The 20,048-nt window shown below is 60.1% G+C and carries 20 protein-coding genes; 12 read left to right on the top strand and 8 right to left on the bottom strand.

The features are described from left to right. The first annotated feature begins 92 nt into the window (after positions 1 to 92). The 9 genes from hmpA to ACLH0I_RS24235 all read left to right on the top strand — a co-directional run bounded on the left by hmpA (position 93) and on the right by ACLH0I_RS24235 (position 8,658). Positions 93 to 1,274 carry an NO-inducible flavohemoprotein gene (hmpA, locus tag ACLH0I_RS24275; protein ID WP_250965151.1) on the top strand — a complete coding sequence of 394 codons (1,182 nt, stop codon included), beginning with the start codon at positions 93 to 95 and terminating at the stop codon, positions 1,272 to 1,274. Between the two features lie 456 nt (positions 1,275 to 1,730). After that, on the top strand, positions 1,731 to 2,240 hold the full coding sequence (locus ACLH0I_RS24270) for a disulfide bond formation protein B (RefSeq protein WP_060740730.1): 510 nt from the start codon (positions 1,731 to 1,733) through the stop codon (positions 2,238 to 2,240). Positions 2,241 to 3,016: 776 nt separating this feature from the next. Further along, complete coding sequence (gene cyoA, locus ACLH0I_RS24265; protein ID WP_186705089.1) at positions 3,017 to 3,964, top strand: ubiquinol oxidase subunit II; 948 nt, start codon at positions 3,017 to 3,019, stop codon at positions 3,962 to 3,964. Positions 3,965 to 3,967: 3 nt separating this feature from the next. Then, positions 3,968 to 5,998 (top strand): cytochrome o ubiquinol oxidase subunit I, encoded by a 2,031-nt coding sequence (gene cyoB / locus ACLH0I_RS24260; RefSeq protein ID WP_411385588.1) that lies wholly within the window; start codon positions 3,968 to 3,970, stop codon positions 5,996 to 5,998. A gap of 3 nt (positions 5,999 to 6,001) precedes the next feature. Then, entirely contained in the window at positions 6,002 to 6,628 is a 627-nt protein-coding gene (locus ACLH0I_RS24255) for a cytochrome o ubiquinol oxidase subunit III (RefSeq protein WP_186705091.1), read from the top strand. Continuing rightward, positions 6,629 to 6,964, top strand: coding sequence for a cytochrome o ubiquinol oxidase subunit IV (gene cyoD / locus ACLH0I_RS24250; protein ID WP_014340102.1), 336 nt, complete (start codon positions 6,629 to 6,631; stop codon positions 6,962 to 6,964). Positions 6,965 to 6,975: 11 nt separating this feature from the next. Continuing rightward, positions 6,976 to 7,863: a heme o synthase gene (gene cyoE, locus ACLH0I_RS24245; RefSeq protein WP_003178131.1), complete on the top strand. Its 888-nt coding sequence runs from the start codon at positions 6,976 to 6,978 to the stop codon at positions 7,861 to 7,863. Positions 7,864 to 8,002: 139 nt separating this feature from the next. Further along, positions 8,003 to 8,347, top strand: a complete 345-nt coding sequence (locus ACLH0I_RS24240; protein WP_250965154.1) for a toxin — start codon at positions 8,003 to 8,005, stop codon at positions 8,345 to 8,347. Beyond that, the gene (locus ACLH0I_RS24235) at positions 8,344 to 8,658 is read left to right on the top strand and encodes a helix-turn-helix domain-containing protein (RefSeq protein WP_030139928.1); all 315 of its coding nucleotides are present in this window, start codon (positions 8,344 to 8,346) and stop codon (positions 8,656 to 8,658) included. The genes ACLH0I_RS24240 and ACLH0I_RS24235 overlap by 4 nt, the downstream gene beginning before the upstream one ends. Positions 8,659 to 8,849: 191 nt before the next feature. On the opposite strand, the gene ACLH0I_RS24230 is transcribed toward ACLH0I_RS24235, so the two are convergent. The 4 genes from ACLH0I_RS24230 to ACLH0I_RS24215 form a co-directional block, all read right to left on the bottom strand. After that, a complete protein-coding gene (locus ACLH0I_RS24230; protein ID WP_411385587.1) occupies positions 8,850 to 9,554 on the bottom strand; it encodes a hypothetical protein in 705 nt (234 codons plus the stop codon). A gap of 121 nt (positions 9,555 to 9,675) precedes the next feature. Continuing rightward, positions 9,676 to 10,419: a DUF72 domain-containing protein gene (locus ACLH0I_RS24225; RefSeq protein ID WP_411385586.1), complete on the bottom strand. Its 744-nt coding sequence runs from the start codon at positions 10,417 to 10,419 to the stop codon at positions 9,676 to 9,678. Between the two features lie 79 nt (positions 10,420 to 10,498). Then, entirely contained in the window at positions 10,499 to 11,512 is a 1,014-nt protein-coding gene (locus ACLH0I_RS24220; protein WP_250965157.1) for a sensor domain-containing diguanylate cyclase, read from the bottom strand. A 244-nt stretch (positions 11,513 to 11,756) separates the two neighbouring features. Continuing rightward, a complete protein-coding gene (locus ACLH0I_RS24215) occupies positions 11,757 to 12,659 on the bottom strand; it encodes a LysR family transcriptional regulator (RefSeq protein WP_411385585.1) in 903 nt (300 codons plus the stop codon). Between the two features lie 98 nt (positions 12,660 to 12,757). Between ACLH0I_RS24215 and ACLH0I_RS24210 the strand changes: the two genes are divergently transcribed. Continuing rightward, a complete protein-coding gene (locus ACLH0I_RS24210) occupies positions 12,758 to 13,933 on the top strand; it encodes an aspartate aminotransferase family protein (RefSeq protein WP_411385584.1) in 1,176 nt (391 codons plus the stop codon). Between the two features lie 152 nt (positions 13,934 to 14,085). Further along, a complete protein-coding gene (locus ACLH0I_RS24205; RefSeq protein ID WP_018604257.1) occupies positions 14,086 to 14,820 on the top strand; it encodes an OmpA family lipoprotein in 735 nt (244 codons plus the stop codon). Between the two features lie 245 nt (positions 14,821 to 15,065). On the opposite strand, the gene ehuA is transcribed toward ACLH0I_RS24205, so the two are convergent. The 4 genes from ehuA to ehuB all read right to left on the bottom strand — a co-directional run bounded on the left by ehuA (position 15,066) and on the right by ehuB (position 18,177). Beyond that, complete coding sequence (ehuA, locus tag ACLH0I_RS24200) at positions 15,066 to 15,935, bottom strand: ectoine/hydroxyectoine ABC transporter ATP-binding protein EhuA (protein WP_408003292.1); 870 nt, start codon at positions 15,933 to 15,935, stop codon at positions 15,066 to 15,068. Next, complete coding sequence (ehuD, locus tag ACLH0I_RS24195; protein ID WP_250965161.1) at positions 15,935 to 16,591, bottom strand: ectoine/hydroxyectoine ABC transporter permease subunit EhuD; 657 nt, start codon at positions 16,589 to 16,591, stop codon at positions 15,935 to 15,937. Before ehuD ends, ehuA begins: the two co-directional genes overlap by 1 nt. Further along, a complete protein-coding gene (ehuC, locus tag ACLH0I_RS24190; protein ID WP_411385583.1) occupies positions 16,588 to 17,247 on the bottom strand; it encodes an ectoine/hydroxyectoine ABC transporter permease subunit EhuC in 660 nt (219 codons plus the stop codon). The genes ehuD and ehuC overlap by 4 nt, the downstream gene beginning before the upstream one ends. Positions 17,248 to 17,319: 72 nt before the next feature. Continuing rightward, positions 17,320 to 18,177 carry an ectoine/hydroxyectoine ABC transporter substrate-binding protein EhuB gene (gene ehuB / locus ACLH0I_RS24185; RefSeq protein WP_411385582.1) on the bottom strand — a complete coding sequence of 286 codons (858 nt, stop codon included), beginning with the start codon at positions 18,175 to 18,177 and terminating at the stop codon, positions 17,320 to 17,322. 290 nt (positions 18,178 to 18,467) lie between these two features. Between ehuB and ACLH0I_RS24180 the strand changes: the two genes are divergently transcribed. Continuing rightward, positions 18,468 to 19,862 carry a PLP-dependent aminotransferase family protein gene (locus ACLH0I_RS24180; RefSeq protein ID WP_411385581.1) on the top strand — a complete coding sequence of 465 codons (1,395 nt, stop codon included), beginning with the start codon at positions 18,468 to 18,470 and terminating at the stop codon, positions 19,860 to 19,862. The last annotated feature ends 186 nt before the right edge of the window (positions 19,863 to 20,048 follow it).

Raw genomic sequence — 20,048 nt, 5'->3', positions numbered from 1 at the left:
TTTAACTTGCTGATATTAAAGGTAAAAAAATATGGCACGGAAACTGATATGACATAAGCAACTGTTATCGATCATACGCCAGGAGTCACCTTATGCTCAGTCGAGAAGAGCGCGCCATCATTCGCTCCACCGTGCCCTTGCTGGAAAGCGGTGGGGAGGCGCTGATCACCCACTTCTATCGCATGATGCTGTCCGAGTACCCTCAGGTCCGCCCGCTGTTCAACCAGGCTCACCAGGCCAGCGGCGACCAACCACGTGCCTTGGCCAACGGCGTGTTGATGTATGCGCGGCACATCGACCAGCTCGACCAATTGGGCGACCTGGTGGCGAAAATCGTCAACAAGCACGTTGCCCTGCAGATCCTGCCGCAACATTACCCGATTGTCGGTTCGTGCCTGCTGCGGGCGATTGCCGAGGTGCTGGGCGAAGAAATCGCCACCCCCGAAGTGATCGCGGCGTGGGGCGCTGCCTACAACCAGCTGGCCGATATCCTGATCGGCGCCGAAGCCGACATGTACGACAAGAAGGCCGAGGCGCTGGGCGGCTGGCGTGGCGAGCGCGAGTTCATCCTGGCGGCCAAGGTCCAGGAAAGCGCGGAAATCACCTCTTTCTACTTCGAACCTGCGGACAAGGGCCCGATCCTGGTGGCCGAGCCGGGCCAGTACATCGGCATGAAACTCGTGCTCGAGGGCGAGGAAGTGCGCCGCAACTATTCGCTGTCGGCCCTGGCGGACAATGGCCAGTACCGGATCAGTGTCAAGCGTGAGCCAGGCGGGCGGGTGTCGAACTTCCTGCATCATCATTTTGAGGTTGGCAGTCGTATCCAGTTGTTCCCGCCGTCCGGGGATTTCTACCTGAGTGCCAGCGAAAAACCGTTGGTGCTGATCAGCGGCGGCGTTGGTATTACCCCGACCCTGGCCATGTTGCAGGCAGCACTGCAAACCGAGCGGCCGGTGCATTTCATTCACTGCGCACGCAACGGCCGCGTCCATGCCTTCCGTGACTGGATCGACGATTTGGCCAAGCGGCATCCGCAACTCAAGCGTTTTTACTGCTACGACGAAGACGACGGGGTAAGCCCGGCGGCGGACAAGGTGGGGCTGTTGAGCCAGGAGCAACTGGCGCAATGGCTACCGGAGCAGCGTGACCTGGACGCCTATTTCCTTGGGCCGAAGGGCTTCATGGGCGCCGTCAAGCGCCACCTCAAGGCCCTGGGCGTGCCCGACCGGCAGAGCCGCTACGAATTCTTCGGCCCGGCGGCGGCGCTGGAATAAGGTCGCGGCCAACTGGGGAAGCCGGGTTGGTCTCATCGCGAGCAGGCTCGCTCCCACAGGGGACATGTGGTGGACACGATTTCTGTGAACACCACAAAAAACTGTGGGAGCGAGCCTGCTCGCGAAGGCATCGGTAGATCCGACATCAGTGCAAGCTGACCCACCGCCATCGCGAGCAAGCTCGCTCCCACATGGGGTTGCGGGTTGTTCACAGATATCGCACTCATCACAAATCCCTGTGGGAGCTGAGCTTGCTCGCGATGGCGGCTGCAGCTCCACCCCTGTCCAACTGACCCGCATTAATCCCCGCTTAACCTTCTTGCGCTCTATTCCCTTCAATTGTCGACGCCCGCTGCTCGTTCACTGTCATGGTCAGCGTGTAGACTTCGGTACATCCGATCGCGCGCCGGGTGTTGCGAGGCTGCGCGTCGATCCATGCAGACAAAGGGAAACGCAATGAGTGAGGAAATGATGCGGCTGGGCCGCGAGCGGCGCTATCTGGTGCTGCTGGGGCTGATCTGCCTGGCACTGATCGGTGGTGCGCTGTACATGCAGGTGGCCCTCGGCGAGGCGCCGTGCCCGCTGTGTATCCTGCAACGCTATGCGTTGTTGCTGATCGCTATTTTCGCTTTCATCGGCGCCGCCATGCGCACCCGCCGCAGCCTGACGATCTTCGAAGGCCTGGTGGTGCTCTGCGCCCTGGCTGGGGCCGGTGTGGCCGGGCATCACGTGTACACGCAGTTCTTCCCCGCGGTCAGTTGCGGTATCGATGTCTTGCAACCGATTGTCGATGACCTGCCGCTGGCGAAGATCTTCCCGCTGGGGTTCCAGGTCGATGGTTTTTGCTCTACTCCTTACCCACCGATCCTGGGCCTGTCCCTGGCGCAATGGGCACTGGTGGCCTTCGTGTTGACGGTGGTGCTGGTGCCGTTGCTGGTGTCGCGTAACCGCAAACCGCTTCGCTGAAACGCCTCAACGAAACGCCCCGGTTACTCCCTTGGAGAGCCGGGGCGTTTTTCGTTTCACCCCCGAGCCGGAGCGTCCTTGATCCGAGGCAAGAATGACCTGCGACAACGTGCGACACGTTGTCACATATCTTGCGACGCTCAGCCTTTCCGACGGCGATTAAACGCTTATTCCTGTAACAAAAAAACGTCTGGTTTCGCAGCCAGCGTCTCGCTTGTAGCAGGCATTTTTAACAGCGCAGCGTCAGGCGCCCCAGGCCCCTGAAAATGGGCGCTTGCCGGGCAAAAAAGCCCTTGCGAATCGATCCAAGCTGTCTAAATCGGGCGTAGTAGACCTACGTTTTTTGGGGTTCTTGTTGAGAATTAATTTCGATAAGATGCTGGCCCGTTGCAATATCAGCAAGAGATTGTTGCCGGATCGGATAAAAATTATTTCGGGATGAGACATGGTCTACAGCGCGTCACCTCACTACAATCGCCCGCACCGATTTTCCGACCCGGCTCAAGCTTGAGCACGAGAGTGGTCGAAGGGCGCCAGCGCCCCATGCGACCCCAGGTGTCGGTGCCTCCAACTATCCGCACCAAATGGAATTGGGCTTGAACTAGGCCTTTTGACCAACGAATAAGAACTCACTGCTGGCCCAGGATGTGTCGAACAGCCGCTGACGTTCGACGGGCAGCCCTTATTCAATCCAAGAAAATGCCAACCCTTGGCAGGGTGAAGTGTTGGCGATCAAAACCCAACTGCATTGCGCAAGCTGCTTTAGAGGTCGTGAGATGAGTAAAAACAGGTACCCCCGATTACTAGGCTTGTTGCCGCTGCTCGGCACGTTGCTGCTGGGAGGCTGCAACATGACCTTGCTCGATCCCAAGGGCCAGGTCGGCCTGGATGAACGAAACCTGATCATCACCGCCACGCTGCTGATGTTGCTGGTCGTTGTGCCGGTTATCGTCATGACTTTCCTGTTCGCCTGGAAGTACCGCGCAACCAACACCCAGGCCACCTACACGCCGAAATGGTCGCATTCGACCAAGATCGAAGTGGCGGTGTGGACCATTCCGGTGCTGATCATCATTGCCCTGGGTTATGTCACCTACAAGTCGACCCACGCCCTCGACCCTTATCGTCCGCTTGAATCCGACGTCAAGCCGATCACCATCGAAGTGGTCTCGATGGACTGGAAGTGGCTGTTCATCTATCCGGAACAAGGCATCGCCACGGTCAACAAGATCGTGTTCCCGGCCCACACGCCGATCAATTTCAAGGTCACCTCCGACACCGTGATGAACTCGTTCTTCATCCCGGGCCTGGGCGGCCAGATCTACGCGATGGCCGGCATGCAGACCAAGCTGCACCTGATCGCCAACCAGAACACCGAACTTGAAGGTATCTCCGCCAACTACAGCGGCGCGGGTTTCACCGGCATGAAGTTCAAAGCGACCGCCACCACCCAGGAAGAGTTCGACGCCTGGGTCAACGAAGTGAAGAAGGCACCTAAACAGCTTGAAAAAGCTGAATACGAAGCCCTTTCCAAGCCGAGCCAGAACAACCCAGTCGAACTCTACTCGTCGGTTACGCCGAACCTGTTCCAGACCATCATCGACAAGTATGAAGGGATGAATCCGGGCAAGCCGATGCACCACGAGAAGAAAGACAAGGAAGTGGCTCACAACATGGAAGGGATGGACATGAGCTCGCATTCAGCTGCCGGGGCAGAGGAGTAAACGATGTTAGGTAAATTAAGTTGGGAAGCGATCCCGTTCCACGAGCCGATTGTCATGGTGACCCTCGCCATCATCGCGCTCGGTGGTCTGGCATTGTTCGCCGGTATCACTTATTTCAAGAAGTGGACCTACCTGTGGACAGAGTGGCTGACCTCGGTCGATCACAAGAAAATCGGCGTGATGTACATCATCGTCGCCATGGTCATGCTGCTGCGCGGTTTTGCCGACGCCATCATGATGCGTACCCAGCTGGCCATGGCCACCGAGGGTTCGCCTGGCTACCTGCCGCCTGAACACTATGACCAGATCTTCACCGCCCACGGTGTGATCATGATCATCTTCATGGCGATGCCATTCTTCACCGGCCTGATGAACCTTGCAGTGCCGCTGCAGATCGGCGCGCGCGACGTTGCCTATCCGTTCCTGAACTCCCTCAGCTTCTGGCTGCTGGTGTCCGGCGTGGTACTGATCAACGTATCGCTGGGTGTTGGCGAATTCGCCAAGACCGGTTGGGTTGCCTATCCACCGTTGTCGGGGCTGCAATACAGTCCGGGCGTGGGGGTGGATTACTACATCTGGGCGCTACAGCTATCCGGGTTGGGGACAACGCTGACGGGGGTCAACTTCCTGGCCACCGTGCTGAAGATGCGTACCCCAGGCATGAAGCTGATGGACATGCCGATCTTCACCTGGACCTGTACCTGGGCCAACGTGCTGATCGTCGCTTCGTTCCCGATCCTCACCGCTACCCTGGCACTGCTGACGCTTGACCGCTACATGGATTTCCACATTTTCACCAATGAACTGGGTGGAAATCCGATGATGTACGTCAACCTGTTCTGGGCCTGGGGTCACCCCGAGGTGTACATCCTGATCCTGCCGGCGTTCGGTATTTTCTCCGAAGTCATCTCGACCTTCTCCGGCAAGAAACTGTTTGGCCACCACTCGATGATCTACGCTTCCGGCGCGATCTCGGTACTGGGCTTCATGGTCTGGCTGCACCACTTCTTCACCATGGGCTCGGGGGCCAGCGTCAACGCCTTCTTCGGCCTGGCGACGATGCTGATCTCGATCCCGACGGGTGTGAAGCTGTTCAACTGGCTGTTCACCATCTACCAGGGCCGCCTGCGTTTCACCAGCCACGTGCTGTGGACCCTGGGCTTCATGGTGACCTTCGCCATCGGCGGCATGACCGGCGTACTGCTGGCCATCCCGGGTGCGGACTTCGTGTTGCACAACAGCCTGTTCGTGATCGCGCACTTCCATAACGTGATCATCGGCGGCGCCGTGTTCGGCTACATCGCAGGCTTTGCGTTCTACTTCCCGAAAGCGTTCGGCTTCAAGCTGCACGAAGGTTGGGGCAAGGCAGCGTTCTGGTTCTGGATCTCGGGCTTCTTCGTCGCGTTCATGCCGCTCTATGCACTGGGCTTCATGGGCATGACCCGTCGCCTGAACGCCACCACCAACCCTGAGTGGGTGCCGTACCTGTACGTCGCCATGTTCGGCGCGGTGATGATCGCGGTCGGTATCGCCTGCCAGTTGATCCAGCTGTACGTCAGCGTGCGTGATCGCAAGAAGCCGGAAAACATGTGCGAACACGGTGATCCGTGGAATGCCCATACCCTGGAATGGTCGACTTCGTCGCCACCACCGTTCTACAACTTTGCCGTGCTGCCGAAAGCGGAAACCATCGACCCGTTCACCGAAGCCAAGGAAGCCGGTACCGCGTACCAGGTTCCGGCCAAGTACGAGCCGATCCACATGCCCAACAACACCGCCACCGGTGTGGTCATGGGTGCGCTGTTGACTGTGTTCGGTTTCGCGATGATCTGGCACATCTGGTGGCTGGCCATCGCCAGCCTGGTCGGCACCGTGGCGTATTTCGTGATCCATGCCGCCCGTGACGATCAGGGCTACATGGTGCCGGTGGATGTCATCGAACGCATCGAAGCCGAGCAGCACAAGCGCCTGGTCGCGGCCGGGAAAGTCCCCGCCACCTCCACCCGTGTTGAAACCTCGTTGGAACAGGCTTAAACCATGTCGAACTTAGTGACCAATGTTGGACACGCCCATGGTCATGACCATGGGCACGATGACCATCACCACGACTCGGGCGAGATGACCGTATTCGGTTTCTGGCTCTACCTGATGACCGACTGCATTTTGTTTGCGTCGATCTTCGCGGTGTACGCGGTGCTGGTTAACAACGTCGCCGGTGGCCCGTCGGGCCACGAAATCTTCGAACTGCCTTATGTACTGGGCGAAACCGCGCTGCTGCTGTTCAGTTCGATCACCTACGGCTTCGCCATGCTGGCGTTGTTCAAGGGCAAGAAAACCCAGGTCCTGGGCTGGTTGGCCATGACCTTCCTGTTGGGCGCCGGCTTTATCGCCATGGAGATCAACGAGTTCCATATCCTGATCGCCGAAGGCTACGGCCCTAGCCGCAGCGGCTTCCTGTCCGGGTTCTTCACCCTGGTCGGCACCCACGGCCTGCACGTGACCAGCGGCCTGATCTGGATGGCGATCATGATGTACCAGGTCCAGAAAAACGGCCTGACCGCCACCAACAAGACGCGCCTGAGCTGCCTGAGCCTGTTCTGGCACTTCCTGGACGTGGTGTGGATCTGCGTATTCACCGTTGTTTATCTGATGGGGACCCTGTAAATGGCTAACGCACATTCCCATGATGGCCATGACGCCGGCCACGGCAGCGTCAAGTCCTACGCCATCGGTTTCATCCTGTCGGTGATCCTGACCGTCATTCCGTTCGGCCTGGTGATGTACCCGTCGCTGCCCAAGAGCCTGACCCTGTGGATCATCCTGATCTTCGCCGTGGTCCAGGTACTGGTGCACCTGGTGTACTTCCTGCACCTGGACCGCTCCGCTGCCCAACGTAACAACGTGGTCGCGTTTGTGTTTGCCGCGATCGTGATTGTCCTGCTGGTCGGCCTGTCGTTGTGGATCATGTTCAGCATCCACACCAACATGATGGCGCACTGAGGAAAGTCCGGATGTCACTGAAGCACTTTATCCAAATCACCAAGCCGGGGATCATTTTCGGTAACGTGCTTTCTGTGGCGGGCGGGTTCTTCCTGGCCTCGAAAGGGCATGTCGATCTGGCCATCTTCCTGGCGGCGATGATCGGCACTTCCCTGGTGGTGGCGTCCGGTTGCGTGTTCAACAACTGCATCGACCGCGACATCGACATCAAGATGGAACGCACCAAGAACCGGGCGCTGGTCCAAGGCCTGATTCCGGTGCAACTGGCCCTGGCCTTCGCCACGGTGCTGGGCGTGGCCGGCGTGGCGCTGCTGTACTGGGTGGCCAATCCGCTGGCGGCGTTGTTCGCGGTGATCGGTTTTGTCATCTACGTCGGCCTCTACAGCCTGTACCTCAAGCGCAAGTCGGTCCACGGCACGCTGGTGGGCAGCCTGTCGGGGGCGATGCCGCCGGTGATCGGCTATGTCGCGGTCAGCAACAGTTTCGACATGGCGGCGCTGACGCTGCTGGTGATGTTCAGCTTGTGGCAGATGCCGCATTCCTACGCCATCGCGATCTTCCGCTTCAACGACTACCTGGCAGCCTCGATTCCGGTGTTGCCGGTCAAGCGCGGCATCCGCGTGGCCAAGAAGCACATCCTGCTCTACATCCTGGCCTTCCTGGTGGCGACCTTGATGCTGACATTCAGCGGCTACGCCGGCATGAGCTACCTCGCCGTCGCCGCTGCCATGGGCATGTACTGGCTGTACATGGCCTGGACCGGCTACAAGGCGGTGGACGATACGGTCTGGGCACGCAAGCTGTTCGTGTTCTCGATCTTCACCATCACCGCCCTGAGCGTCATGATGTCCCTGGATTTCAAGGTGCCGAGTGAGTTGTTGCTGACTTACGCGCCTTAAGCGCCAGAGCTGCAAAAAAAGCCCCGCCTTCGAGAGAAGCGCGGGGCTTTTTTTGATATGGGCCATGGCTAGCCGCTGTCATTCGTCGCAATAAAGTGTGGCTTGTTGATCTATACGCGATTTGCCTATAGTTTCTGCCATGCGAACCTTATTTTTTGAAACGACTACGTTCACTGCCACGGTTGGCCATTACCTGACCGATGATGAATATCGCCTGCTTCAGTTCTATATGCAGCAGCATCCAGAGGCCGGTGACGTCATGCCACGTACCGGGGGCTTCCGTAAGCTGCGTTGGTTCGATGAACGTCGTGGCAAAGGGAAGCGAGGTGGGCTGCGGGTCATTTATTATTGGTTGAGGCATGATCGTCAGTTTTGGATGTTTGCGATTTATGACAAGGACGAACTGGAAAGCCTGACCTCCGAGCAAGAGAAGATGCTCAAGCGCGCCATAGAAGCTGAGTTGAAAGTACGAGGTACCTTATGAAAAAGCGCGATCTGTTTGCCGAGATGATGCAAGGCGTCGAGGAGATGGCTGCTCACCGCGAGGGCAAGATTACCCTTCGCCAGATTTCGATTGAAGACAAGCCGGTTCCCGAGGTGTCAGCCCAGGAAATCGTAGCTTTGCGCGACAGGCTTCATATGTCCCAAGCCGTCTTCGCCAAGAGCATCAGGACCAGTCCGGGCACCCTCAGGAACTGGGAGCAGGAAAAGTCCAAGCCTAATGCCCAGGCGGCTTTGTTGATCAAATTGGTCGAGAAGTTTCCGGATATGGTCGAGCGGCTTGGTGCTGTTTGATCCGCTCATAGCCATGGGAAAGCCCCGCCTTCGAGAGAAGCGCGGGGCTTTTTCATGATCGTTATTCGGATGTTATCGATATTCCTGTGGGAGCGAGCTTGCTCGCGAAGCGGTGGGTCAGTTGAACTGATATTGACTGACACGATGCAATCGCGAGCAAGCTCGCTCCCACAGGAGACCCGGATTCGGGCTTATTGCTGGGCGATGCTGTAGCCGTCGAACGCTTTCTGCTGTTGCAGCGCGGTGACGATGCTTTTGCGGGTGACCGGTTGTTCAGTGCCGTCGTTGTCCAGGAAGGTTTCGCTTTCCAGCTCGGCTTCGTCGCCTTCGCCGACGAAGTTGAAGCCCAGGAACTCGAAGGCTTCGCGGTCGACGTTCGGCTTGGAGCGTGGCGTGCGCAGGGGCAGGGTGACGCTGATGCCGTCCTTGCTGATGACAAACACTTCGGCTTCCTTCTTGGGCCGCGAGGCCTTGCCCTTGCTGCCGCTCGGGTTGCTGATGGCCTGGTGGGTCTGGTTCAGCACTTTCAGAGCCAGGCCGTAGACGAGCTCCTGGAACGACGGGTCGTCTTTGTAGCTGGAAAGAATGCGGCTGATCGGGAAGCGGCTGCCCAGGTCTTCCAGGGCAGCAAAATCCGCAGCCTCAGCGTCCTTGAGCTGCTTGAGCTGACCCATCAACTCGTAGGCCTTGTCGTCATCGAACGCATCGTGGGCCTGGCGAATGGCGTTGCGCAGTTCGCGGATCTGGTCGCTTTCGCGGTTTGACTGGAACGCATCGAGGACCATTTCGCTGATGGTCTTGGCCTGGGGCAGATGCTGTGAAAGATTGATGGAGTTTTCGTATTCCGCTTTGGACGACAGGGTGACTACGGATTCAGCGGTGTTGGAATCGGACATTGAAATTTCACTACTTCTGTTAGCGGGATGAGGCGAGAAAGGCATTGAGCTTTTTTCCGGCCGCCTAATCTATTGGACCCGGGCGGTGTTGTCACGGTCGGAGCGGTGGCCGGTACGTATTTCAGTCGCGCATCAGTTCCATCAGCCGCAATGCGTCCGGCGTTGCGGCGCCGCTGGCGGTGTTATCGAAGATGCACCAAGTCGGCGTATCCGCAGCGCTCTTCAATTGTTGCGCGAACTGCTTCAGCCAGGTCTCCTCATAAGGGGAATAGTAGATTCGCGGCGAGCCATGCAAACGGTAATAACGAATGCCAGGCCAGCCTGCCGGTCGAACGCCCCCCGATAAGGGGGACGGATCGGCAGCGACACGACCGATCCGCTCGTTCTCCAGCATCGCCATGGCCTGCGGCGCGAGCCAGCTCGGGTGTCGGGGTTCGAGAACCGCGGGGCCCTGATACCGATCCCGCAAAGCCCCGAAGAAGCGTTCGGCTTGGGTGTTGTCGAAGGCCAGTGATGGCGGCAATTGGATCAACAGGCAACCCAGTTTTTCACCCAACTGTGAACACTGCCCAAGGAACTCATCCACAAGCCCCTCGCAATCGTGCAGTCGTCGATCGTGAGTGATCTGCTTTGGCACCTTGACCGAGAAGCGAAAGTCCGGCCCCACGCTGTCCGCCCACTTGGCGTAAGTGGCAGGACGATGTGGGCGATAGAACGAACTATTGATCTCCACCGCCGGGAAGCGTGCGCTGTAGCGCTGCAAATGGCTGCCTTCATCGGGAAACGCCGGCCAATGTGCCCTGGGCAACGACCAGCCGGCGCAGCCCAGGAAAAGGTTCGAAGAGCAGGGGAGTCGAGTCGGCAATTTTGAAGACCTATCGCGGGGGGGACAAAGCTATGACCGCGACAAACGCCTCATCGGTTCATTCCTGGCAATCGCGGCTTCAGTTGCAGATCACGTTTTTGCCGGCCATCTTGGAGCGATACAACGCCTGGTCTGCCCGATCCATCAGTACTTCTTGCGTCTCGTCGTCGAGCCGCTGGACCACACCAAAGCTCATGGTGATCGGGAAGTCGCCCACCGGAAGCAGGTCGGACAGGCCTCGGCGAATGGTTTCAGCCATCAGGACCGCATCGGCCAACGACGTGTTTGGCAAGATCATGATGAATTCATCGCCGCCCCAGCGCACCAACAGGTCTCCGTCGCGCTCGCAGCGTTTGACCGCCTGCACCACCTGCACCAGCGCTGCGTCACCAAAGGCGTGGCCGTAGCGGTCATTGATGTCCTTGAAGTCGTCGACGTCCATGGCGATCAGCGACAACGGTTCGCGAAAGCGCTGGGCACGCTCACAGGCCAGTGGCAGCGCCTGCTCCAGGCGATAGCGGTTGGCGACCAGGGTCAAGGCATCGGTTTCGGCGAGCCTGCGGTTTTCGTCGAGTTGGATTTGCAGTTGATGGTTGACGCGAGACAACTCGCGAGTGCGCTCTTCGATGATCGCTTCCAGGGATTTGTTACGCCGTTCGAGTTGCTCGAACAGGCGCTTCTTGTCGTCGATGCTGCGATGGGCGCCGATCATTCGAGCAACGCTGCCGTCGGGGTTGCGAGCAATCACATAACCGCGGTCTTCGATCCAGATATAGGAGCCGTCATGGGCCCGGCAGCGGTATTCGGCTTGGTATTTTGGCGACCGTTGTTCCAGATAGTCGTCGAACAGGGCCATCACCTGGGGATAATCCTCTGGATGGATCACGCTCTCCCAAGTCAGCACGGTATTGCTCAGGGAATGGGGCGTATAACCGAGCATGGTGTACCAGCCGGGGTTGCGATAGACGAACCCGGTATTGGCGTTCCAGTCCCAAATGCCGTCGCTGACCAGCTCCATGATGGTGTGCAGCACGCTTTCGTCCAGATCGGACAAATCGAACCGCAGCAAATCGATCTTCGAGGCGTCGTCCATCGTTGTTCCCTCAATCAGCCCTGATATCAAAATGCTCTCCAGGGGTGAAGAGTAGCCGATGGGGCGCGGGGTCACTAGCGGGCAGCGCTTCGGGTGAACGCCTGAACTGTGGCGAGGGAGCTTGCTCCCGCTGGGCCGGTCCGACGCTTCTGGCGTAGCAGTTCCAAAGCAGGGCCGCTTCGCGCCCCAGCGGGAGCAAGCTCCCTCGCCACGGGATTTATCCAACACTTATCGAGCACGCCCATCAGGGTTTACCCCATTTCTCCAGCGCAAACTCGACAAAACTGCGCAGCTTCGGCAAACGGTAGCGATCCTGGGCATACATCAGGCTCATTGGCCGATGGGGCAGTTGATAATCCTGCAGCAGCGCCACCAGATCCCCTTCCTGTAGATCCTTTGCCACCAGCGCGTCGGGCAGCATCACCACACCCATGCCGGCCAACGCGGCGCGGTGCAGGCCCGAGGAGCTATTGATCAGCATCGGCCCGGTCACCGGGACTTTGATTTCCCCTTCCGGACCGTTGATTGGCCAGTGCTCCTGGGCGAAGCGCCATTCGTCACCAGCGGAATAGGCAAACGACAGGCAATCGTGATGTTGCAGATCGTCGGGCTTTTGCGGCGTGCCTTTGCGCGCCAGGTAAGCAGGGGAGGCACAAATGGTCAGGGTGTAGTCCACCAGCGGACGCACGATCAGTTTCGGGTCGGGAAGGCCGAGGCGGATGGCAACGTCGAAGCCATGGTCAAGCAGGTCCAGGCGCTGGTTGGTCAGTACCACGTCGAGTTTGACCTGAGCGAAGCGCTGGCTGAATTCGGCCAGGGCCGGCGCGAGGCGTTCGGTGCCGAAGGTCAGCGGCGCGGTGATGCGCAGGGTGCCGGTGGGCTCGCCTTGGGTCTGTTCCGCCAGGCGCTCGGAATCGGCCACCAGCCCCAGCACTTCCAGGCAACGCTGGTAGTAGGCCGCGCCGAATTCAGTCAGGCGCTGGCGACGAGTCGTACGATTGATCAGGCGCACGCCGAGACGTTGCTCCAGCGCGCGAAGATGATTGCCTACCATGGTGGTCGACATTTCGCAGGCCTGGGCTGCCGCTGTCAGGCTACCGGACTCCACCACTTTCACGTAAACGGTCATTGCCTGGAATAGGTCCATTATCAAGCTCAGCTTATAGATGATTGAAGTAAAGTGGCGTTTATCCATCGAGGGTGGCTAACCATACTGGAAAAAACCACCCGATGGAGCTTGATGCCATGACCGCTGCCTGCCTGATGACCACTTACCAACCCCTGGCGCTGAATTTCACCCATGGTTTGGGGACGCGCCTGTGGGACCAGGACGGCCGCGAATACCTCGATGCGGTGGCGGGGGTGGCGGTGACCAATGTCGGCCATTCCCACCCGCGGCTGGTGGCCGCCATCAGTGAGCAGGCCGGCCTGCTATTGCACACCTCCAACCTGTACAGCATCGACTGGCAGCAGCGTCTGGCGCAAAAGCTCACCCGGCTGTCCGGCCTGGAGCGAGCGTTTTTCAACAACTCGGGCGCCGAGGCCAACGAAACCGCGCTGAAACTGGCGCGCCTCTATGGCTGGCACAAGGGCATCGAGCAGCCGTTGGTGGTGGTCATGGACAACGCGTTCCATGGGCGCACCTTGGGCACTATGTCCGCCAGTGATGGTCCGTCCGTGCGGCTGGGCTACAACCGCTTGCCGGGGGATTTCATCAAGGTGCCGTTCGGTGATCTTGCGGCGCTGGAACAGATTCAACAGGCCCATGGCGAGCGCATCGTCGCGGTGCTGGTGGAGCCGATCCAGGGCGAAAGCGGTGTGCAACTCGCCCCGCCGGGTTACCTCAAGGCCTTGCGGCAGCTGTGCAGTCGGCGCGCCTGGCTGTTGATGCTCGACGAGATCCAGACCGGCATCGGTCGTACCGGCCAATGGTTCGCGTTCCAGCACGAGGGCATCGTGCCGGACGTCATGACCCTGGCCAAAGGCCTGGGCAACGGCGTGCCCATCGGTGCCTGCCTGGCACGGGGCAAGGCCGCCGAGCTGTTTACCCCGGGCAGCCATGGCAGCACGTTCGGTGGCAATCCATTGGCCTGTCGGGTCGGCTGCACGGTGCTGGACATCATCGAGGAACAAGCCCTGGTGGATAACGCCAGGCAGCAGGGCGAACAATTGCTGGGTCGGCTGCGGGCCGAACTGGCGGACAACCCGAACGTATTGGCGATTCGCGGCCAAGGCTTGATGATCGGCATCGAACTCAAGCAACCGGTCCGCGACCTGACCCTTCGTGCTGCCCAGGACCACGGCCTGCTGATCAATGTCACCCGGGGCCAGACCATTCGCCTGCTGCCGCCGCTGACGATCGATGGGCGCGAAGTGGAGATGATTGTCAGGGGCGTGAGCCGCTGTCTGGCGCAGGGTTGAGGGTACTTCGCCCGGACGACGGATTTTGTCCGGCAGCCGGGCGAAGCGCGACGCAGCGGGACGGAATTTTTAACGGTTGTCGCGTTCCAACGCCTGCCAGAGTCGATTGCCTACACTTTGGCAACCAGACTGAAAATCCCAGGAGCATCTTCATGTTCACCTCGCGTCGCTTGATCGTTGTCGCTACTGCTGTGGCCTTGTTGTCCGGCTGTGCGTCGCCCAACCCCTATGACAACCAGGGCCAGGCCTCTACCGAATCGTCGGGCATGAGCAAAACCGCCAAGTACGGCGGCCTCGGGGCACTGGCGGGGGCGCTGGCCGGTGCGGCCATTGGTCACGATAACCGTGGCAAGGGCGCCTTGATCGGCGCGGCGGTGGTGGGGGCTTCCGCGGCCGGCTACGGCTACTACGCCGACCAGCAGGAAAAGAAACTGCGCGCGAGCATGGCCAATACCGGTGTTGAAGTGCAGCGCCAGGGCGACCAGATCAAGCTGATCATGCCGGGCAACATCACCTTCGCTACCGATTCGGCGAACATCGCGTCCAGTTTCTACCAGCCGCTGAACAACCTGGCCAACTCCCTCAAGGAATTCAACCAGAACCAGATCGAAATCGTCGGTTACACCGACAGCACCGGCAGCCGCCAGCACAACATGGACCTGTCCCAGCGCCGCGCCCAGAGCGTGGCGACCTACCTGACGTCCCAGGGCGTGAGCGGTGCCAACCTGTCAGCCCGTGGCGCCGGCCCGGACAACCCGGTGGCGAGCAACGCCGACGTCAATGGCCGCGCGCAGAACCGTCGGGTCGAGGTTAATCTCAAGGCCATTCCTGGGCAGCAGTACCAGGCGCCGCAGCAGCAGGGCCAGACTTACCAGCAGTATCCTTGATCGCTGGGCGGTAAATGAAAGGGGGACCCCGGAAATGGGTCCCCCTTTTTTTGCGACTAGCGTTTGGGCTTTTGTGGCGAGGGAGCTTGCTCCCGCTGGGCTGCGAAGCAGTCCTGAGAGCATTCGCCTTGATTCTCCTGACACACCGCGTTCGCTGATTTGGGCCTGCTGCGCCCGAAGCGTCGGACCGGTCCAGCGGGAGCAAGCTCCCTCGCCACGGAGGTGTTCACTTGAGTAATTAGGGGTCAATTCGCCTCTTTCACCGCACTCAAGAACGCACACGTACGCTCCTGCTGCGGATTCTCGAAAATCTGCGCAGGCGTGCCTTGTTCATGGATCTGCCCCTTGTAGAAGAAGCACACCCGATCAGCGAACTCTCGCGCAAACCCCATCTGGTGGGTCACCATCAGCATGGTCAGGTTGTGTTCGGCCCCCAGTTTGCGGATCACATTCAGCACCTCGCCGCACAACTCCGGATCCAGCGCCGAAGTCACCTCGTCAAACAACATCACCTTGGGCCGCATCGCCAACGCCCGGGCAATCGCCACCCGCTGCTGCTGGCCGCCGGACAGTTGCGATGGGTAATGGTCGAGCTTGTTGCCCAGCCCCACCAGTTCCAGCAGGTCGGCGGCGCGTTCCCGGGCTTCCTTCGGGTTCATGCCCAGCACCTGCACCGGCGCCTCGATCACGTTCTGCAGCGCGGTCATGTGGGGGAACAGATTGAAGCTCTGGAACACCATGCCGATCTTGCCGCGCACCCGGCGGATGTGCCGGTCGTTGGCCGGCACCAGTACGCCGTTGCGGTTGGGCATGTGGGTCAGCGAGTCGTCCTCGACGCGGATCTGGCCCTGGTCGATGCCTTCCAGGGTCATCAGCACCCGCAGCAGCGTGGACTTGCCCGAACCGCTGGGGCCGATGATCGCGACTTTTTCACCGGGCGCGACATCCAGGTTCAGATGGTCGAGTACCGTGAAGCTGCCGTAGCTTTTGGTCACGTCCTGGAAACTCACAATCGGCCGGGACGGTGTCGGAATTTGCATGGCCGGGGCCTCCTGCTGTGACGCCAGCGTGCTGCGCCGGGACAAATCGGTGGGCGTGGACAGGGGTAAAGTCATTAGCGTAGCTCCATGCGCGTTTCAAGGCGCCGTACCAGATAAGCCAAGGCGAGGCTCAGGGCGAGGAAGAACAGGCCGACCAGGGTGATGGGTTCCAGGTAACGGAAATGCTCGGAACCGATGTTCTTGGCCTGCTGCATGATTTCCACCACGGTGATCGCCGACAGCACCGGCGTGTCCTTGAGCATTGCCACCAGGTAGTTGCCCAGGGGCGGCACGATCGGTCGCAGCGCCTGGGGCAGGATGATGTTGCGGTAGGCGTCGTACGGCGCGATGTTCAACGCCGTCACCGCTTCCCACTGCGCCCGTGGCACCGCGTCGAGGCCACTGCGATAGACCTCGGCGATGTAGCAGGCATAGTGCAGGCCGATGCCGAGGATGCCGACTTGCATGGCCGTCAGGCTCAAGCCGTAGTTGGGCAGCACGTAGTAGAGGAAATACACCTGGATCAGCAACGGCGTGCTGCGGATGAACTCGATCACCGCCGTGGCCGGCCACGACAGCCAGAACTTGCGACTGCGCCGGCCAATCGCCAGGAACAGCCCCAGCACGATCGCGATCAGGAAACCGATCAGGGTAATGCCCACGGTATTGAGGGAGGCGCGCAGCAGGTCCGGGAGGATCAGTGCGGCGTAGGACCAGTCGAACAGCGTCATGACAGACCTCCACGCATCCGGCCCCGGCTCAGCCGTCGCTCGACGTTGCGCATGCCGAAGTTGATGGCTTGGGCGAGAATGAAATACAGCACCAGCGCCAGGCTGAAGACCTCCAGGGTCTGGAACGTCGCCTGATCCAACTGGCGCGCCCGGAAGCTCAGGTCGGACAAGGTGATCAGCGACACCAGCGAGGTGTTCTTCAGCAACTCGATCAACAGGTTGGTGCCCGGTGGAATCGCCGCCAGCAATGCCTGGGGCAAGATGATTCGCTTGAAGCGGGTGAAGCCGCTGAAATTCAACGCTGTGCAGGCTTCGTATTGGCCCTTGGCGACCGAGCTGATGGCGCCGCGCATCACTTCGGCCCCGTAGGCGCCGATGTGCAGGCCCAGGCCGACGATGGCCACGGCGTAGGGGCTCAGCTCCACATTGAAGGGCGGCAGCGGCAGCACGAAGAACAGCCAGAACAATTGCACCAGCAACGAAGTGCCACGAAACACTTCGATGTAGGTGATGGAAAACCAGCGCAACGCGCGCCACGGCGACAGCCGTCCGAGGGCCGCGAGGACCGCCGCGACAATCGCCAGCAGCGAGCCGAAGAACGTCACCTGGAGCGTAACCCAGGCCCCTTGAATCAATAACGGAAGTAATTCGCCCATGGTTCAACCCGATATCCGATGAAACAGGGAACAGGCATCACGCCTGCGCGTCATGCCCGTTTCGGCGTGCCATTAGGGCTGAGCGCAAAGCTCGGCCGCGGTCTTGCTGGTGACGTTGGATTTGTCGAAACCGAATGGCGCGACGGCCTTGAGGTGTTCCTCCGAACCCAGCCACTTCTTCAGCTCGGCATTGACCGCGTCGCGCAGGTCTTTGTCCTCGGGGCGGAAGGCCAAGGCGCCGTAGCCGATATGGGACGGGTCGTCCTTGAATTCGGTCATCGCTTCCACCTTGTCGCCGCCCTTGCTGGCCAGGCCTTTCATGGTCAGTTGGGTGCCGACGGCCGCGTCGGCGCGACCGGCGCGCACGGCTTGCAATTGCGCGGTGGTGTCGGGGACCTGGAGGATCTGATCGTCCTTGACCCCGGAGTCGCGGGCATAGGCCAGGTTCACCGTGCCGGCCATGATGGCCAGCTTCACGTCCGGTTGCTTGGCGATGTCTTCATAGCTGTGGAGTTTTTTCGGGTTGCCCTTGGCCACGAGCAACGCGTCGGGCAATTGATACTGCGGATCGGTGAACAACACTTGCTTGCAGCGCGCCGGGGTGATGTACATGCCGGCGGCAATTACATCGAAGCGACCCGCGCGCAGGCCAGGGATCAGCGAGCCCCATTCGGTGAGCACGCCATTGACCTGCTTGATGCCCATCCTGGCGAAAATGATCTTGGCGATCTCCGGCGACTCACCGGTGACGGTGCCGTCGGTTTCGGTGAAGGCGAATGGGGTCTCGTTGGCGTAGCCGATCCGGATGCTGCTGTTGCTTTTGACGGTATCCAAGGTGGCCGCTTGAACGCTGCCGGCCAGGCCCAGTGCGGCACAGGTCAACAAGAGCCGACGCAAGGGCGCATGGGTGCTGGGAAGAAAATTGCTCATCGATAAAATCTCCTGTTTCTTGTGGATCCGTCGTTTGACGGCTCTGTGGTAGGAGGCAGTGTGACAAGAGCAAAGCGTACAGCGGCGGATCCGGGCGAGGCCTGGAATCGGGAACGGCGCCGGTACAGGTCGATCCGGCTTTTTGTCGGGGCGATAAGCCCGCCTGGGTGACGACCTTGGACCGAGCATACAAAAGCCCCGGCATTGATTGTATTGCACTAGGACAATTGCTTTGCCGCGAGGGCCGCGCAATGCTGTGCGCACCCCTACACACGCCGGTTGCAGTTGTCATGGATAAGTGGAAGTCAGCCTTGGACCTCGCCCGCAGCGGTGAATCCAAATACAAGATCCTGGTGCAGGCCATTGCCGACGATATCGAACAGGGCGCCTTGGCCAACGACCAGCGCCTGCCGCCGCAGCGGCAGGTGGCCGACGCCATGGGCATCAGCGTGCAGACCGTTACCAACGCCTACAAGGAGCTGGAACGCCAAGGGCTGGTCCGTTGCGAAGTAGGGCGCGGCAGTTTTGTTTCGCGGCGCATGAGCGACCGGGTCGCCACCTACATACTCGACAGCCCCGAGCGGGCGCTGGTGGATTTTTCCATCACTCGCATCCTCCACACTCGCGAGCATGACCAGGCCTGGCGGGATACCTGCGCGGCGTTGAGCACTGAAGAGGATCAGCCGTGGATTCACGCGTTTCGGCCCATCGCCGGTTTCGAATCCCATCGCGAAGCGGCGACGCAGTGGATTGGCCGGCAAGGGCTGAAAGTCGACCGTAACGATGTGCTGATCACCAACGGCGCGGCCCATGGGATTTTCCTGGCGCTCGCTTCCCTGGCGGGCCCCGACGATGTGGTGCTCTGCGAAGGCTTGACCGACCACGGCGTGATCGGCAATTCCCAGGTGTTGGGCTTCACCCTCAAGGGCCTGGAGATGGATCGCCATGGCATCGACCCCGAACATTTCGAAGACATGTGCAGCAACGAGCGCATCACGGCGCTGGTGTGCACACCGAACCTGAACAACCCCACCACCAGCCTGATGCCCGACGCCCGGCGCCGGGAAATCGCCGAGATCGCCCGGCGCTTCGGTGTGCACATCATCGAGGATGATGTGTACGGTCCGCTGCTGGACGAACGCCGCGCGCCGCCCATCAGTCATTACCTGCCGGAACTGTCGTTCTACTGCACGAGCATGACCAAGTCGGTGCTCACGGGGTTGCGCATCGGCTACCTGGTGGTGCCCAAGCGCTTGGCGTTGCGTACCGAGAGCATTCTGCGGGTCAACAGCTGGATGGCCACGCCGATGGTCTCGGAGATCGCCACCCGCTGGATCCGCGATGGCCGCGCCGAGTCGCTGGTGCAGTTGCAGCGCCAACTGTTGGCTGGGCGCCAGGCGATGGTCACCGAATACATGGGCGAGCATGTGTTGGCCCAGCATCCTCATGCCTTGAACGCCTGGATCGGCATCCCGCCTCACTGGGAAGTGGACAGCCTGGTGCGGGCGCTGCGCCACAAGCACATCGCGGTCACTTCCCCCGACCCGTTCACCGTACGCGGCACTCCTCGACCGCGCGCGGTGCGAGTGTGTGTCGGCGCCGAATGCAGCGATGAAGAAATGCGCCATGCGCTGATCGGCATGCGCGAGATCTTCAACCAGTATCCGCAGATTCATGATTTCTGATAGGCAAGCAGTGGGCTTTCTCCAGAGTTGCATGTGCTTTTGTGGCGAGGGAGCTTGCTCCCGCTCGGCTCTGTAGGAGCTGGCGAAGCCTGCGGTCTTTTGATCTTTCAATTGAGTTCAAATATCTGGGAAAAAGATCGCAGTCTCGCTTCGCTCGGCAGCTCCTACAGGCCCAGCGGGAGCAAG

The organism is Pseudomonas sp. MPB03, from assembly GCF_046605385.1.
Classification (GTDB): domain Bacteria; phylum Pseudomonadota; class Gammaproteobacteria; order Pseudomonadales; family Pseudomonadaceae; genus Aquipseudomonas; species Aquipseudomonas zanjanensis.
The sequence above is the reverse complement of the archived record's forward strand: the minus strand, read 5'-3'. Positions and strand labels throughout refer to the sequence as shown.

What these genes read in the sequence shown, in the direction of transcription:
- hmpA (WP_250965151.1), top strand. Translation starts at nt 93, where the DNA reads ATGCTCAGTCGAGAAGAGCGCGCCATCATTCGCTCCACCGTGCCCTTG.
- ACLH0I_RS24270 (WP_060740730.1), top strand. Translation starts at nt 1,731, where the DNA reads ATGAGTGAGGAAATGATGCGGCTGGGCCGCGAGCGGCGCTATCTGGTG.
- cyoA (WP_186705089.1), top strand. Translation starts at nt 3,017, where the DNA reads ATGAGTAAAAACAGGTACCCCCGATTACTAGGCTTGTTGCCGCTGCTC.
- cyoB (WP_411385588.1), top strand. Translation starts at nt 3,968, where the DNA reads ATGTTAGGTAAATTAAGTTGGGAAGCGATCCCGTTCCACGAGCCGATT.
- ACLH0I_RS24255 (WP_186705091.1), top strand. Translation starts at nt 6,002, where the DNA reads ATGTCGAACTTAGTGACCAATGTTGGACACGCCCATGGTCATGACCAT.
- cyoD (WP_014340102.1), top strand. Translation starts at nt 6,629, where the DNA reads ATGGCTAACGCACATTCCCATGATGGCCATGACGCCGGCCACGGCAGC.
- cyoE (WP_003178131.1), top strand. Translation starts at nt 6,976, where the DNA reads ATGTCACTGAAGCACTTTATCCAAATCACCAAGCCGGGGATCATTTTC.
- ACLH0I_RS24240 (WP_250965154.1), top strand. Translation starts at nt 8,003, where the DNA reads ATGCGAACCTTATTTTTTGAAACGACTACGTTCACTGCCACGGTTGGC.
- ACLH0I_RS24235 (WP_030139928.1), top strand. Translation starts at nt 8,344, where the DNA reads ATGAAAAAGCGCGATCTGTTTGCCGAGATGATGCAAGGCGTCGAGGAG.
- ACLH0I_RS24230 (WP_411385587.1), bottom strand. Translation starts at nt 9,554, where the DNA reads ATGTCCGATTCCAACACCGCTGAATCCGTAGTCACCCTGTCGTCCAAA.
- ACLH0I_RS24220 (WP_250965157.1), bottom strand. Translation starts at nt 11,512, where the DNA reads ATGGACGACGCCTCGAAGATCGATTTGCTGCGGTTCGATTTGTCCGAT.
- ACLH0I_RS24215 (WP_411385585.1), bottom strand. Translation starts at nt 12,659, where the DNA reads ATGGACCTATTCCAGGCAATGACCGTTTACGTGAAAGTGGTGGAGTCC.
- ACLH0I_RS24210 (WP_411385584.1), top strand. Translation starts at nt 12,758, where the DNA reads ATGACCGCTGCCTGCCTGATGACCACTTACCAACCCCTGGCGCTGAAT.
- ACLH0I_RS24205 (WP_018604257.1), top strand. Translation starts at nt 14,086, where the DNA reads ATGTTCACCTCGCGTCGCTTGATCGTTGTCGCTACTGCTGTGGCCTTG.
- ehuA (WP_408003292.1), bottom strand. Translation starts at nt 15,935, where the DNA reads ATGACTTTACCCCTGTCCACGCCCACCGATTTGTCCCGGCGCAGCACG.
- ehuD (WP_250965161.1), bottom strand. Translation starts at nt 16,591, where the DNA reads ATGACGCTGTTCGACTGGTCCTACGCCGCACTGATCCTCCCGGACCTG.
- ehuC (WP_411385583.1), bottom strand. Translation starts at nt 17,247, where the DNA reads ATGGGCGAATTACTTCCGTTATTGATTCAAGGGGCCTGGGTTACGCTC.
- ehuB (WP_411385582.1), bottom strand. Translation starts at nt 18,177, where the DNA reads ATGAGCAATTTTCTTCCCAGCACCCATGCGCCCTTGCGTCGGCTCTTG.
- ACLH0I_RS24180 (WP_411385581.1), top strand. Translation starts at nt 18,468, where the DNA reads ATGGATAAGTGGAAGTCAGCCTTGGACCTCGCCCGCAGCGGTGAATCC.